We start from the raw sequence: 14350 nt of genomic DNA, 5'->3' as shown, positions 1-14350 counted from the left end.
GGTCGGGTGCCCTCAGCCCGCCAGCTCGTACGCGTAGTCCGGCGAGAAGGTGCCCGCCGCGCCCGCGCAGCCGTCGAGTTCGCCCGGCGGCTTGATCCACAGGTAGGCGTCGATGGCGGGGTCGCCGGTGTTCGCCGTCGGGTTCTCGCCGACCTTGCGGCCGTGGGGGTCGCACCAGGTGTTGTCGGGGGCGGGGCCGTTGCCGTTGCGGCTGGTGTCGATGACGGCGGTGAGCCCCGAGGAGGTGCCGAGCTGGGCGAGCACGCTCTTGGTGAAGGCCACCTCGTCGGCGGTGCGGCGGAAGTTGGAGACATTGCTGTAGATGCCGTCGCCGCTGGTCAGCACCCCGGCCGAGCGAAGCCGCGACGCCTGGACGGCGGCGCTGTTCCAGGCCGAGTGCCCGGCGTCGAAGTACACCCGGGCGTTGGGGTTGGCGCCGTGGATGGCGGTCGCCGCGCGGGCCAGTGAGGCATAGCGGCCGCTCAGTTCGGCGGACGAGAGGCAATTGATGAGCGCGATCGAGTCGGGTTCCAGGATGACGATCGCGGGTCCGCTGCCCAGCCCGGCGGCGAAGGCGCGCACCCACGCGTCATAGCTCGCGAGGTCGGGCGCGCCGCCCGCCGAGGCCCCGCCGCAGTCGCGGTTGGGGATCTGGTACGACACCAGAACAGGCGTCTGGCCCTTGGCGGAGGCGGCGGAAGTGACCTTGCGGACGTCCGCGGTGACGGTGGTGGGGGAGTACCGGGAGAACCACAGGGCCTGCGGCTGACTGGCGAGCCGCGAGGCGATGCGCGGCTGCCGGGAGTCGCCCGGGTTGGCCGCGACCCACTTGTTGACGAGCGAGTCCGGATCGTTGAAGAACCGTGTGGCGCCCGGCAGTTCGCCCGCGACGGCCCGCGGTGTGTGGGCCGCGCCGATCAGGAAGGCGACGGCGAGCCCGGCCGCCGCTAACGCTCTGGTGGTGATGCGCACGGTGCGTCACTCCTCTCGCGTGGGGCTGCTCAGCCCTCGGGCGGCCGTATCGTCCGGCCGCCCGTCCTCTGGTTGCCGCCGGGCGCCAGATGGTTGCCGCCGTGTTCGATAGGGATTCGACGCGTACGGCCGTGGCGTGACGCGCGCCTAACGGTGAACTCGCCTCGCGCGGAACGCCGGAGGGGACCCCACGCCGGTGAGGCCCCCTCCGGCGGGCCACGGCTCAACGGCTCGGCGCCGCCGCCTCGCTCACCGTCTCGCCGCGGTCCGCCGTCTCGTCCGTGGCGGTCGAGGGCACATCCCCGGCCGCGGGCCCCGCCGCCTCCACCCGACGCAGCGTCATCAGTGCCAGCACCGCTGCCGCCACCAGGACCACCGCCCCGGCCCCGCACGCGATCCGCATCCCGTGGGTGAACGCCTCGCGCGCCGCGTCCAGCAGCTGCTCCCCGGTCCGCCCCTTCAGCTTCCCCGCCACCGCGACGGCGGCGCCCAGCGTCTCGTGGACCTGGTCGAGCGCGCCCCTGGGCAGTCCGCCGCCCAGCGAGTCCTTGACGTCGCTCCGGTAGACGGCGGTGCCGACGCTGCCGAGCACCGCCATGCCCATCGCCCCGCCGAACTCCTGGCCCGTCTCCAGCAGCGCGGCCGCCGAACCGGCGCGCTTCGGCGGGACCGTGCCGATCGCCATGTCGGTGACCAGCGACATCACCATGACGATCCCGCTGGCCAGGACGGCGGCGCCGATCAGCACCGTCCACAGCGCGTCCGTACCGGCCAGCGCCAGAACCCCGTAGCCGATGGCCCCGGTCACGAACCCGGCACCGATCACGTGGGCCCGGTCGGCGCCGCGCTGGACCATCGCGGCCGCCGCCGGTCCGGCGATGCCGACGCAGATGGACGGGGCCAGGCTCCACAGCGCCGCCTCCAGCGGGCCCTTGCCGAGCACCGACTGGAGATACTGGGTGGTGAAGTAGGCCGAGCCCATCATGGCGAAGGTGGCCAGCGCGTTGAGCGCGATCGACGGGCCGAAGCCGCGGTGGTGGAACAGCTCCGGGCTGATCATCGCGTCGCGTCGGGTGCGCTGACGCCGTAGGAAGACCGCGCCGATGGCGAGACCGGCCACGATGGACAGCAGCGGGACGGGACTGACGCCGTTGTCGGCGGCGATCTTCTTCAGACCGTAGATCACCGGAAGCACGGCGGCCAACGACAGCGGCACGCTGGGCAGATCGAACGCCCCGGGCTTGGGGTCCTTGAACTCCGGCACCAGGAGCGGCACCAGCGCCAGCAGCAGCACCATCGCCGGGACGTTGATCAGGAAGACCGAGCCCCACCAGAAGTGCTCGATCATCACCCCGCTCAGCACCGAGCCCAGCGCGACACCGCCCGCCATGGCCGACGACCAGATCGCGATCGCCTTGGCCCGCTGCTTCTCGTCGAGGAAGAGATTGCGGATCAGCGCCATCGTCGACGGCATCAGCGTCGCCCCGCCGATCCCGAGCACCGCCCGTGCGGCGATGAGCATCTCGGCGCTCTGCGCGTACGCCGCCGCGACGGACGCGGCGCCGAAGGCCGCGGCCCCGAACAGCAGCAGCTTCCGCCGTCCGAAGCGGTCGCCCAGCGCTCCCATGGTGATGAGCAGCCCGGCGAGGGCGAAGGCGTAGACGTCGAAGATCCATAGCTGCTGGGTGGAACTGGGGTGCAGCTCCCGGCTGATGGCCGGCACCGCGAAGTACAGCACCGATACATCCATGGAGACCAGGAGGAGCGGAAGCATCAGGACCACGAAGGCGGTCCATTCCTTGCGCCCGGCGCGCGGGCCGGTGGAGGTCGGGATCGAGGCCGAGGCAGGGGTCGAGGTCATGGCGGTGAATATACGAACGTCTTAAACGCTTGTCTAGTACGGCCGTGTAAGACGTATGTCTGGGACGGCCGTATGGGATCGGGATACCCTGGCGCCATGGGACATCGAGAGGATCTGCTCGCCGGGGCCAAGCGCTGCATCGAGGAGAAGGGCTGGTCCCGTACGACGGCGCGGGACATCGTGGCCGCCTCGGGCGCCAACCTGGCCTCCATCGGCTACCACTACGGTTCGAAGGACGCCCTGATGCGGGAGGCGCTCTTCGCGGCGATGGGTGACTGGGCCGACGACGTCCAGCGGTCCCTGGAGGCGGACGAACCGGCGGGCGGCGATCAGGACACCGCGCTGCGGGAGCGGTTCGAGACCCGCTGGACCCGGGTGCTCGAGCTGTTCGGCAAGCACCAGGCGATGTGGCAGTCCCAGTTGGAGGCCATCCTCCAGGTACGGCACGACCCCGAGCTGCGCGCGGCCTTCGGCCGGGCCCAACCGGAGGGACGCCAGGGGCTGGTGGGGCTGATCCACGGCATCGACGAGCACGACGTCGACGAGGAGACCTCGCGGGTCATGGGCTCGTTCTATATGACGCTGGTGAGCGGCATGGTCGTCCAGATGGCCATCGATCCCGAGCTCATGCCCAGCGCCCATGACCTCGTCGAGGCGATGCGGCGGATCGTCGGCGACGCCCCCGCGGGCCCCGACGCACTCCCGGCGCCAGATGCCCCCGACGCCCCCTCGTCCCCCGCGGGCTGAGGGGCCTCAGCGCCCCGGCGCCCCGAGGCGGGCGGCCTTGAGGGTCATATGGAGCAGCAGCCGGTCCTCGCCCGCGTCCAGATCGAGACCGGTCAGCTGCCGCACCCGGGACAGCCGGTAGTAGAGCGTCTGCCGGTGGATGCCCAGCCGCGCGGCGGTGCGCCCGGCCTGGCCCGCGCAGTCGAGGAAGGTCTCGGCGGTGCGGGCGAGTTCGGCGTGCGCGGGCTCCAGCAGCGGGCGTACGGCGGCGTCGGGCCGCAGCTCGGGCAGCGCGGCCAGCAGACGGTACGGGCCGATGGCGGACCACTCGGCGACCGGCCCCAGGCGCATATCGGCGTGGGCCGCCCGCGCGGCGGCCAGGGCCTCCTGCCAGGCGGCGGGCAGCTCGTCCAGCCCGCGCCGGGGAGCGCTGACCCCCGCGGCCGCCCTGGGCCGTACCCCGTCCGGAGAACCGGTGGTGGCCCGGGGGGAGCGCAGCAGCTGTTCGGCCGTCGTACGGGCCGGGTCCAGGGCGGTGGCCGCGCGCAGCCGGACCAGCGTCGCCAGCCCCGCCCCGGCCGCCGCGGTCCCGGGCAGCGCGCACGCGGCCACGATGCTCGGCAGATGGGGGAGTCCGGGATGGTCCGCGTCCTCGCCGGTCCCCGGTGTCCACGGCACCACCGCCACCAGCGCCAGCGGCCCGTCGGCCGCTCCGCGCAGCGCGGTCCGCAGCCCGGCGCGAGCGGTGTCCCGCCCGGCCGGCGACCCGGTCAGCACATCGCGCAGCAGCTCGCCGAGCTCCTCCCCGGCCCGTGCCTCGGCCGCCAGCAGCGCCCCGATGCGATCCGCGGTCTCCATCGCACGGGCCAGCCGGGGGTCCGGCGCGCCCGTGGGGCCGCCCAGCTCCAGATCGGAGAGGTGGCCGTCGTCCAGCAGCCAGACATAGCCGTGCACCACTCCGCGGTGCCGGACGGGCAGGCAGATACGGCCCATGAACACCCCGGCCGCCGGGTCGGGCGGAATCCGCAGCGGCGCCTGCGCCCGTGCGATCCCGAACGCCTCGAACCAGGCCCGTACCGCCGCCGTCGAGCGGCGCTGGAGGATCGAGCGGGTGCGGACCGGGTCCAGCGCCGGCTCCTCGGTGTCATCGCGGTCCTCGCTGTCCTGGGCGCCGAAGGCGATCAGTGCGAAGTCGCGGTTCTCCAGGGTCGCGGGTGCCCGCAGCACCGCCGTGATCTCGTCCACCAGCTGCTGGTAGTCGTCGCGCATGGGTCCCGCCTCTTCCCGGTTTCACCCCTCACATTCTCATACAGATGTCTGAGATCCCGGCCACGGATGCGTGACAGCTGTCGATGGTCCCGGATCCGCGCCATCCTTAAGTTTCACGGTGAGTTGTTGATGCCGTTCGTCGGCCGTCATCGTGGAGGTGCCCCGTGCTGGGACCCGTGCTGCTCGCCGCTTCGCGCAGTGCCGCCATCCGCCGTCTCGTCTCGGCCGCGCCGGTCACCCGCCCGATGGTGGACCGTTTCATCGCCGGGGAGCGGCTGACCGAGTCCCTGGGCTCGGTGCGGTCGCTGACCGCCCGCGGCCTGGACGTCACCCTGGACCATCTGGGCGAGGACGTGACCGACCGGGCCGAGGCGCTGCGCAGCCGTGACGCCTATCTGGCGCTGACCGAGGCGCTGGCCGCCGAGGGGCTCGCCGGGCGCGCGGAGATGTCCGTGAAGCTCTCCGCCTTCGGACAGGCGCTGCCCGGGGGCCACGATCTGGCGCTGGCCAATGTGACCCCGGTCGTGGAGGCCGCCGCCGCGGCGGGCACGACGGTCACCCTCGACATGGAGGACCACACCACGGTGGACTCCACCCTCGCCATCCTCGGCGAGCTGCGCACCCGCTTCCCGCAGACCGGCGCCGTCGTCCAGTCCTATCTCTTCCGGACCGAGGACGACTGCCGGGCGCTGGCCGGGGAAGGCTCCCGGGTGCGGCTGGTGAAGGGCGCGTACAACGAGCCGGCGAGCGTCGCCTACCAGGACAAGCGCGAGGTGGACCGCTCCTATGTGCGCTGCCTGAAGATCCTCATGGCCGGTGAGGGCTACCCCATGATCGGCTCGCACGATCCGCGGATGGTCGCCATCGCCCAGGATCTGGCCCACCGGCTCGGGCGCAAGCTGGACGAGTACGAATTCCAGATGCTGTACGGGATCCGCGTCGCCGAGCAGGAGCGGCTGGTGGCGGAGGGTCACCGTATGCGGGTTTACGTCCCGTATGGCACAGACTGGTATGGGTACTTCATGCGCCGCCTCGCGGAGCGCCCCGCCAACCTCACATTCTTCCTGCGCTCGCTGGTCGGCCGTCGCTGACCGCTCTCGGCATCGCAGACCTCGTAACCCCCGACGCCCCCGACGATCGAAGGAGAGAACGGCCATCATGGACGCCGTCACCCAGGTCCCCGTGCCGGTGAACGAGCCGGTGCACACCTACGCACCCGGCGCCCCGGAGCGCGCCCGTCTCGAGACCAAGCTCAAGGAGCTCGGCGAGAACCCCATCGACCTGCCGATGACCATCGGTGGCGTGAAGCGGATGGGAGCGGGGGAGCGCTTCGACGTCGTCCAGCCGCACAAGCACTCCGCCCGCCTGGGCACCTACGCCAACGCCACTCAGGCGGACGCGCAGGACGCGATCGACGCCGCCCTGGCGGCGGCCCCGGCGTGGCGCGCGCTCAGCTTCGACGACCGTGCCGCGGTCATCCTCAAGGCCGCCGATCTGCTCTCCGGCCCCTGGCGGGAGACGCTCGCGGCCTCCACCATGCTGGGCCAGTCGAAGACCGCGCAGCAGGCCGAGATCGACACTCCCTGTGAGCTGATCGACTTCTGGCGGTTCAACGTCCACTTCGCGCGGCAGATCCTGGCCGAGCAGCCGGTGGCCAACTCGCCCGGCGTCTGGAACCGCAGCGACCACCGGCCGCTGGAGGGGTTCGTCTACGCGATCACCCCCTTCAACTTCTCCGCCATCGCGGGCAACCTCCCCACCGCCCCCGCCCTGATGGGCAATGTGGTGGTCTGGAAGCCGTCCCCGACCCAGACGCACGCCGCCGTGCTGCTGATGGAGGTCCTGGAGGAGGCCGGGCTGCCCAAGGGTGTGATCAACCTGGTCACGGGCGACGGCAAGGACGTCTCCGAGGTGGCCCTGGCCCACCCGGACCTCGCGGGCATCCACTTCACCGGTTCGACCAAGACCTTCCAGTACCTGTGGAAGACGGTCGGCAACAACATCGAGAACTACAAGACGTATCCGCGGCTGGTCGGTGAGACCGGCGGCAAGGACTTCATCGTCGCCCACCCGTCCGCCGACCCGGCGGTGCTCAAGACGGCGATGACCCGCGGCGCCTTCGAGTTCCAGGGCCAGAAGTGCTCCGCGGCCTCCCGCGCCTATGTGCCGCGCTCGCTGTGGGAGAACGGCCTCAAGGAGGAGTTCGCCACCGAGGTCAACGGGCTGACCATGGGCGATGTCAGCGACCTCGGCAACTTCATGTCCGCGGTCATCGACGAGCGCGCCTTCGCCAAGAACAAGGCCGCCATCGACCGGGCGAAGTCCGACCCGACGGTCGAGGTCGTCGCGGGCGGCACCTACGACGACAGCGAGGGCTGGTTCGTCCGCCCGACCGTGCTGGCCTCCACCGACCCGGAGAACGAGATCTTCAAGGACGAGTACTTCGGCCCCATCCTCGGGGTGTTCGTCTACGAGGACGACGAGTACGACGCGATGCTCCAGCAGATGGAGTCGGCCGCCCCGTACGGGCTGACCGGCGCCGTCATCGCCCAGGACCGCGCGGCGGCCGCCGCCACCTGCGAGGCGCTGCGCTTCGCGGCCGGCAACTTCTACATCAACGACAAGCCGACCGGTGCCGTCGTCGGCCAGCAGCCCTTCGGCGGCGGCCGCGCGTCCGGCACCAACGACAAGGCGGGCGCCAAGCAGAACCTGATGCGCTGGACCTCCACCCGCTCCATCAAGGAGACCCTGGTCCCGCCGACCGACTACCGCTACCCGCACATGGGCTGACCGCCCGTACGGACGGGCCGAGCCCGCCCGCCCCGCGACCCCGCCCCCGGACCGCTTCAGTGCGGTCCGGGGGCGGCGTGTTGTCCGGGGGCGGGGTCGGGGGAAATCTGTGGACGCCCGGCGCGCGGCGGTGCTAGCGTCAAGCGGTCAAGTAGGCACTATTTACCGCAGTTTACGTGGGTAACCAGGCGCGGGATCGCCCACGACGACCTGCGATCGGCCGCCGTGGTCGAGGTCGGACGGGGGTCGGCCTCGACTATCGGCGCGGTGCGGAGACTTGATCACCCTGGGTCAGTGGCCGATGTCACCCTGTTCGCGTCTCAGATAGTAGGACGTCCGACTAATTGTGCAGACACTGACGCTCCGCTGCCTTACTTTTGTGGAAGCCGAACGTCTCGCTGCATCCAGCGATGGCGGCCGCGGCCCGGTGCACAGGCGCAGGTGACCCCTGCCGCACCCAGGCCCCCGCCCCTTCCGGCAGCCACCTTCTCGGGGAGTTTTCCTTCCTCCCGGTCCACCGGGTTCAGCCAGAGGAGATGTGATCATGGCCGAGACGACTGTCCGCAGGATCCGCCGCAAGACCGACGACACCGACCGCAAGAAGGCCGCGGCCGCACTGCAGCGCGCCCTCGACCGCCGTGACAACGGCGGCTCCACCGGTCACTGACGTCACTGACGCCCAGGGCGGGTGACCTCGAAGCGGTCCACCCGCTCGCCCGACTCCGCCAGGGCCGTGACCGTGAGCCTGGGGCGGGGGCCCGGCTCCACCTCCACGGCGAGGAAGGAGAAGCCGGTGTAGCGGACCCGGGACCAGTCGGCGCTGTCCCGGTTCTTCTCCCCGTCCTTCGTCCAGTGGTAGGTCTTCACCTCGTCGAGGTCCTTGATGTGCCCCTCGTAGCTGTCGGGCGCCGGGAACTCGTAGAGCTTGGCGCCCGCCCCGCCCGCCGTCACGTAGACGATCCCGTCGCGCACCGCGTCGGCGCTTCCCTCGATGGGGACCCGGCGGGCGACCTTGCCGCCCCGGATCGCGTCGGTCCGCTCGTAGACGTGGTTGTGGCCATTGATGACCAGGTCCACCTGGTGCTTCTCGAGCAGCGGCACCCAGGCGTCGCGCACCCCGCCGTCCGAGGCGTGGGCGCTGGTCGTGGAGTAGGCGCAGTGGTGGAAGAAGACCACCAGGAAGTCGATGCCGGGCCGCTTGCGCAGCTGCCCCAGGCGCCGGTCCAGCCAGCGGGTCTGCGCGCCGTCGGTGTACCCCTTGTTGGGGCTGATCTCGTACGAGACGTCATTGGCGTCCAGGGCGACCACGCCCACGTTCCCGTAGACGAACGAATAGACGCCGGGCGCCTTGCGCGGGTCGGGGCCGTTGTCCGGCAGGGACCAGCGGGCGAGCTGGCCGCCGTAGCCGTCGGGGGAGTACCACGCCTCCATGTCGTGGTTGCCGGTCGTCACCATCCACGGCACGCTCGCCGCGACCGAGTCGGTCTGGGCGAGGAAGGAGTCCCACACCCGGGCGTCGTACAGGTCGGTCTTCTTCCCGTGGCCGGTGGTGTCCGCGTAGCACAGGTCCCCGGCGTGCAGATGGAACGACGGGTCCTGGCCAAGGATCAGCTGATCGTTGGCGAGCGCGTCATAGCTCACACCCTGGTCGCCGAAAGCGGTGAAGACGAACTTCCCCGGCCGCTTGGGCGCGGTGCGGAAGGTGCCCACGGAGGTGAAGTACCGCGGCTCGGCCGGGTCGCGGTCCGCGTGACCGACCCCGTAGTAATAGGTGGTCCCGGGGCGCAGATCGTCCACCGCGGCATGCAGATAGAACTGGTCGACCGCGGGCAGCTTGTCGCTCAGCGACGGGGTGTGCAGATGGCGGACCTCGGCCTCGACCGTGCGCGTGAGCTCCAGCGGGCTCGTGCCGATCCGCACATACGGCTTGCGCACGGCGAACGGCACCTGCCAGGAGATCCGCATCTGCGTCCGCGGATCGGCGCCGAAGGCCAGATGCCGGCCGAACGGGGCGACCCGCGCGCCGTCCACCGTGGCGGTCACCGGCTTCCGGCTCGCGACGGGCGCGGGCTTGGCGTCGGCCGCGCACGCCGCCCCGCCCAGCAGCCCCGCGCCCGCGACCGTCCCCGCCGTGGCGGCGCCCCCGCGCAGCACTCGGCGCCGGGAGAACCGGGCCCGCAGATACTCATGCTGCTCGGCCATGGTCATCCGCTGGGCGAGCCGCTCGGGTACGCCGAACCGTGGTGTGTCCATGGACCGGAATGTCCCCCGGGCGGTCAACGGCGCACCATACAGGGGGTGAACGGGTGATTGCCGCTCGGCGTCTGTCCGAATGCTGGAACAGCTATGTCAATCCATGGGACGAGCGGTAGGGTCCCGGTTATGTCTCGCAGCATTCGCCTCGCAGTGATCCCCGGTGACGGTATCGGCCAGGAAGTCGTGGCCCAGGGCCTGAAGGTGCTCTCCGCCGCCCTTCCGCAGGACGCCAAGCTGGAGACCCGGAGTTACGACCTCGGCGCCCAGCGCTGGCACGCCACCGGCGAGACCCTGCCGGACGCGGAGCTGGAGTCGCTCAAGGACCACGACGCGATCCTGCTCGGCGCCATCGGCGACCCGTCGGTGCCCTCCGGCGTGCTCGAGCGCGGGCTGCTGCTCAAGCTGCGCTTCGCCTTCGACCACTACGTGAACCTGCGTCCGTCGAAGCTCTTCCCGAACACCCCGACCCCGCTGGCCGGCCGCCCCGACATCGACTTCGTGGTCGTCCGCGAGGGCACCGAGGGCCCGTACGTGGGCAACGGCGGCTCGCTGCGCACCGGCACCCCGGCCGAGGTCGCCACCGAGGTCAGCCTCAACACCGCCTACGGTGTCGAGCGCGTGGTCCGGGACGCCTACGAGCGGGCGAACGCCCGGCCGCGCAAGAAGCTGACCCTCGTGCACAAGAACAACGTCCTGGTGCACGCCGGCCACCTGTGGAAGAACATCTTCGACCGGGTCGGCCAGGAGTACCCCGAGGTCAGCACCGACTATCTGCACGTCGACGCCGCGACGATCTTCTTCGTCACCCAGCCGGAGCGGTTCGACGTGATCGTCACCGACAACCTTTTCGGTGACATCCTCACCGACCTCGCCGCCGCCGTCACCGGCGGCATCGGACTCGCCGCGAGCGGCAACATCAACCCCTCCGGCGCCTTCCCGTCGATGTTCGAGCCGGTACACGGCTCCGCGCCGGACATCGCGGGCACCGGCAAGGCCGACCCGACGGCGACCGTCCTGTCGGTGGCCCTGCTCCTGTCGCACCTCGGCTACGGGGACGAGGCGGCCCGTATCGAGGCCGCCGTCGCCGAGGACCTCGCCGGGCGGGACGCGGCCGCGCCGCGCACCACCGACGAGATCGGCGACGCGCTCGCCGCCCGAGTATCCGGCTGACCCCAGCCTGTGCCACCGCGCGGCTGGGTGCGACCATCGACCTGGGCCGCGCGTTGCACAACGCTCCCTTCCACGGCCTCACCTAGGAGATAATCCCCGGTGGGGCCGTTGTGTGAAGAAGAGCTTGGATGTCCTAGTACCGATCACGGGCAGGATGGTGCGAGCGCGGTCCGCCACAACCGAAGGTGAAGGACTACCTGCCATGACGACGCCCACGATCGAGCTCAAGCCCTCGTCCCACCCGCTCCCCGCCGCCGAGCGGGAGAAGATCCTGGCCAACCCCGGATTCGGCCGCCACTTCACCGATCACATGGTGACCATCAAGTGGACCGAGGGCCGTGGCTGGCACGAGGCCCAGCTCGTGCCGTACGCCCCGCTCTCGATCGATCCGGCGAACATGACGCTGCACTACGCCCAGACCATCTTCGAAGGGCTCAAGGCGTACCGCCGCCCCGACGGGTCCGTGGCGACCTTCCGCCCCGAGCAGAACGCCGAGCGGTTCCAGGCGTCCGCGCGCCGCATCGCCATGCCCGAGCTCCCCGTCCAGACCTTCATCGAGGCCTGTGACGCACTGGTCACCCAGGACAAGGAGTGGGTGCCGGGCCACGGAGAGCAGTCCCTCTACCTGCGGCCCTTCATGTTCGCCACCGAGGTCGGGCTGGGCGTCCGGCCCTCTAACGAGTACCTCTTCGTGGTGATCGCCTCCCCGGCCGGGGCCTACTTCCCCGGCGGGGTGCGGCCGGTCTCGGTCTGGCTCTCGGAGGAGTACGTCCGCGCCGTGCCCGGCGGCACCGGCGCGGCCAAGGCGGGCGGCAACTACGCGGCCTCCCTGGTCGCCCAGGCCCAGGCCGCCGAGCAGGGCTGTGACCAGGTGGTCTGGCTGGACGCGATCGAGCGCCGCTGGATCGAGGAGATGGGCGGGATGAACCTGTACTTCGTGTACGGGGACCGCATCGTGACCCCCGAGCTGTCCGGTTCGCTGCTGCCGGGCATCACCCGCGCCTCGCTGCTGCGGATCGCCGCCGACCTCGGCTACGAGGTCGCCGAGGGCCGGATCTCCGTCGACGACTGGCGCCAGGGCAACGCGGACGGGACCCTCACCGAGGTCTTCGCCTGCGGCACGGCGGCCGTGATCACCCCGGTCGGCTCGGTCAAGTCCGCCCGGGCGAACTGGACGGTGGCCGACGGTGAGCCGGGCGAGGTGACGATGCGGCTGCGCAAGGCGCTGCTGGACATCCAGACCGGCGTCGCCCCGGACCCGCACGGCTGGATGCACCCCCTGGGCTGATCACGGTGTCACCTCTGGGCTGATCGCGCGGGTCACCCCGTTGACACCGATGGTTCGCATGATGAGACGGATGAGAGCGCGGGGGCGGAATGTGCCAGACTGCCTCCGTGCTCTCGTTCGTCATGATTATTGGCAGCAGGCGCGCCGGTCCGCAGTGACCGCCCGTACGACCCGGTACGGGGCGGCCACCGTGCCCCAGACCCGCGCGCAGACCTCTCGCACCCGCGAGGGGTCTTTTCGTTTTCCGGACCATCCCGCCGGACGCGAAGCGTGAGGGACCATAGGAGGGCGCGGAACCGGATATTCCGGTAGACCGAGATTTATCCGACAGGAGCCAGACCAACCATGAAGGATCTGCCCGACGACGGTTTCCATGTCTTCGACACCACCCTGCGCGACGGAGCGCAGCGCGAGGGCATCAACCTGACGGTCGCGGACAAGCTGACCATCGCCCGTCACCTGGACGACTTCGGCGTGGGTTTCATCGAGGGCGGCTGGCCCGGCGCCAACCCGCGCGACACGGAGTTCTTCGCCCGGGCCCGCGCCGAGATCGACTTCCGGCACGCCCAGCTGGTGGCGTTCGGCGCCACCCGCAAGGCGGGGGTACGCGCCGAGGACGACCGCCAGGTCAAGGCGCTGCTGGACTCCGGAGCGCCGGTGATCACCCTGGTGGCGAAGTCCCACGACCGTCATGTGGAGCTGGCCCTGCGCACCACGCTCGAGGAGAACCTCGCGATGGTCCGCGACACCGTCGCCTACCTGCGGTCCCAGGGCCGCCGGGTCTTCCTCGACTGTGAGCACTTCTTCGACGGCTACCGTGCCAACGCGGACTACGCCAAGCAGGTCGTCTCCGCCGCCCACGAGGCGGGCGCCGAGGTGGTGATCCTCTGCGACACCAACGGCGGCATGCTCCCCGGCCAGATCGACGCGGTGGTCCGCACCGTACGGGCCGACACCGGCGCCCGGCTGGGCATCCACGCCCAGGACGACACCGGCTGCGCGGTCGCCAACACCCTCGCCGCCGTGGACGCGGGCGCCACCCACGTCCAGTGCACGGCCAACGGCTACGGCGAGCGGGTGGGCAACGCCAACCTCTTCCCGGTCGTCGCGGCCCTGGAGCTCAAGTACGGCCGCCGGGTGCTGCCGGAGGGCGCCCTGGAGGAGATGACCCGGATCTCGCACGCGATCGCCGAGGTCGTCAATCTGACGCCCTCCACTCACCAGCCCTATGTGGGCGTTTCCGCCTTCGCCCACAAGGCCGGACTGCACGCCTCCGCGATCAAGGTCGACCCGGATCTGTACCAGCACATCGACCCCGAGCGGGTCGGCAACACCATGCGGATGCTCGTCTCCGACATGGCCGGCCGGGCGTCGATCGAGCTCAAGGGCAAGGAACTGGGCGTCGACCTCGGCGACGACCGCGCCCTGGTGGGCCGGATCGTCGAGCGGGTCAAGGAGCGCGAGCTCGCGGGCTACACCTACGAGGCCGCCGACGCCTCCTTCGAGCTGCTGCTGCGCCAGGAGGTCGACGGCCGCCCCCGCCGCTACTTCCGGGTCGAGTCCTGGCGGGCGATCGTCGAGGACCGCCCGGACGGCACCCACGCCAACGAGGCCACGGTGAAGCTGTGGGCCAAGGGCGAGCGCATCGTCGCCACGGCGGAGGGCAACGGCCCGGTCAACGCCCTGGACCGGGCGTTGCGGGTGGGGCTGGAGCGGATCTACCCGCAACTGGCGACGATGGAGCTGGTGGACTACAAGGTCCGCATCCTGGAAGGCAAGCACGGTACCGAGTCCACGACCCGGGTGCTGGTCTCCACGGCCGACGGCCAGGGGGAGTGGTCGACGGTCGGCGTCGGGGAGAACGTGATCGCCGCCTCCTGGCAGGCCCTGGACGACGCCTACGCCTACGGGCTGCTGCGGGCCGGGGTGGACCCGCAGGAGTGACCCGGGCCTCATGGCCCCGCGGGCCCGGCGCGCGTGGCGCCGGCCGCCGCCGGAGTAGGGTACGGGGAGCGGAG

At 71.1% G+C, this 14350-nt stretch carries 11 protein-coding genes; 7 read left to right on the top strand and 4 right to left on the bottom strand.

From position 1 onward, the window contains the following. Positions 1 to 12: 12 nt before the first annotated feature. Complete coding sequence (locus J8403_RS14205) at positions 13 to 972, bottom strand: glycoside hydrolase family 6 protein (protein WP_211123510.1); 960 nt, start codon at positions 970 to 972, stop codon at positions 13 to 15. A 223-nt stretch (positions 973 to 1195) separates the two neighbouring features. Further along, complete coding sequence (locus tag J8403_RS14200) at positions 1196 to 2833, bottom strand: MFS transporter (protein ID WP_211123509.1); 1638 nt, start codon at positions 2831 to 2833, stop codon at positions 1196 to 1198. Between the two features lie 96 nt (positions 2834 to 2929). Here J8403_RS14200 and J8403_RS14195 point away from each other — a divergent pair, with 96 nt between their 5' ends. Then, the gene (locus J8403_RS14195) at positions 2930 to 3580 is read left to right on the top strand and encodes a TetR/AcrR family transcriptional regulator (protein ID WP_211123508.1); all 651 of its coding nucleotides are present in this window, start codon (positions 2930 to 2932) and stop codon (positions 3578 to 3580) included. A 6-nt stretch (positions 3581 to 3586) separates the two neighbouring features. On the opposite strand, the gene J8403_RS14190 is transcribed toward J8403_RS14195, so the two are convergent. Next, a complete protein-coding gene (locus J8403_RS14190; protein ID WP_211123507.1) occupies positions 3587 to 4828 on the bottom strand; it encodes a PucR family transcriptional regulator in 1242 nt (413 codons plus the stop codon). A gap of 164 nt (positions 4829 to 4992) precedes the next feature. Between J8403_RS14190 and J8403_RS14185 the strand changes: the two genes are divergently transcribed. The 3 genes from J8403_RS14185 (at position 4993) to J8403_RS44345 (ending at position 8285) form a co-directional block, all read left to right on the top strand. Next, entirely contained in the window at positions 4993 to 5919 is a 927-nt protein-coding gene (locus tag J8403_RS14185) for a proline dehydrogenase family protein (protein WP_211123506.1), read from the top strand. Between the two features lie 67 nt (positions 5920 to 5986). Next, a complete protein-coding gene (gene pruA, locus J8403_RS14180; RefSeq protein ID WP_211123505.1) occupies positions 5987 to 7618 on the top strand; it encodes an L-glutamate gamma-semialdehyde dehydrogenase in 1632 nt (543 codons plus the stop codon). A 544-nt stretch (positions 7619 to 8162) separates the two neighbouring features. Then, entirely contained in the window at positions 8163 to 8285 is a 123-nt protein-coding gene (locus J8403_RS44345; RefSeq protein WP_086706647.1) for a hypothetical protein, read from the top strand. A gap of 2 nt (positions 8286 to 8287) precedes the next feature. Here J8403_RS44345 and J8403_RS14175 read toward each other — a convergent pair whose 3' ends face one another. After that, a complete protein-coding gene (locus tag J8403_RS14175; protein WP_211123504.1) occupies positions 8288 to 9871 on the bottom strand; it encodes a purple acid phosphatase family protein in 1584 nt (527 codons plus the stop codon). A 129-nt stretch (positions 9872 to 10000) separates the two neighbouring features. On the opposite strand from J8403_RS14175, the gene J8403_RS14170 reads away from it, so the two are divergent. The 3 genes from J8403_RS14170 (at position 10001) to cimA (ending at position 14276) form a co-directional block, all read left to right on the top strand. Then, a complete protein-coding gene (locus tag J8403_RS14170; protein WP_211123503.1) occupies positions 10001 to 11044 on the top strand; it encodes a 3-isopropylmalate dehydrogenase in 1044 nt (347 codons plus the stop codon). 202 nt (positions 11045 to 11246) lie between these two features. Next, a complete protein-coding gene (locus tag J8403_RS14165; RefSeq protein ID WP_211123502.1) occupies positions 11247 to 12332 on the top strand; it encodes a branched-chain amino acid aminotransferase in 1086 nt (361 codons plus the stop codon). Positions 12333 to 12677: 345 nt separating this feature from the next. Continuing rightward, positions 12678 to 14276 carry a citramalate synthase gene (gene cimA, locus J8403_RS14160; protein ID WP_211123501.1) on the top strand — a complete coding sequence of 533 codons (1599 nt, stop codon included), beginning with the start codon at positions 12678 to 12680 and terminating at the stop codon, positions 14274 to 14276. Positions 14277 to 14350: the final 74 nt, after the last annotated feature.

It is taken from the genome of Streptomyces yatensis (assembly GCF_018069625.1).
Lineage (GTDB): Bacteria > Actinomycetota > Actinomycetes > Streptomycetales > Streptomycetaceae > Streptomyces > Streptomyces yatensis.
This window is presented reverse-complemented; position numbering and strand designations above follow the sequence as displayed.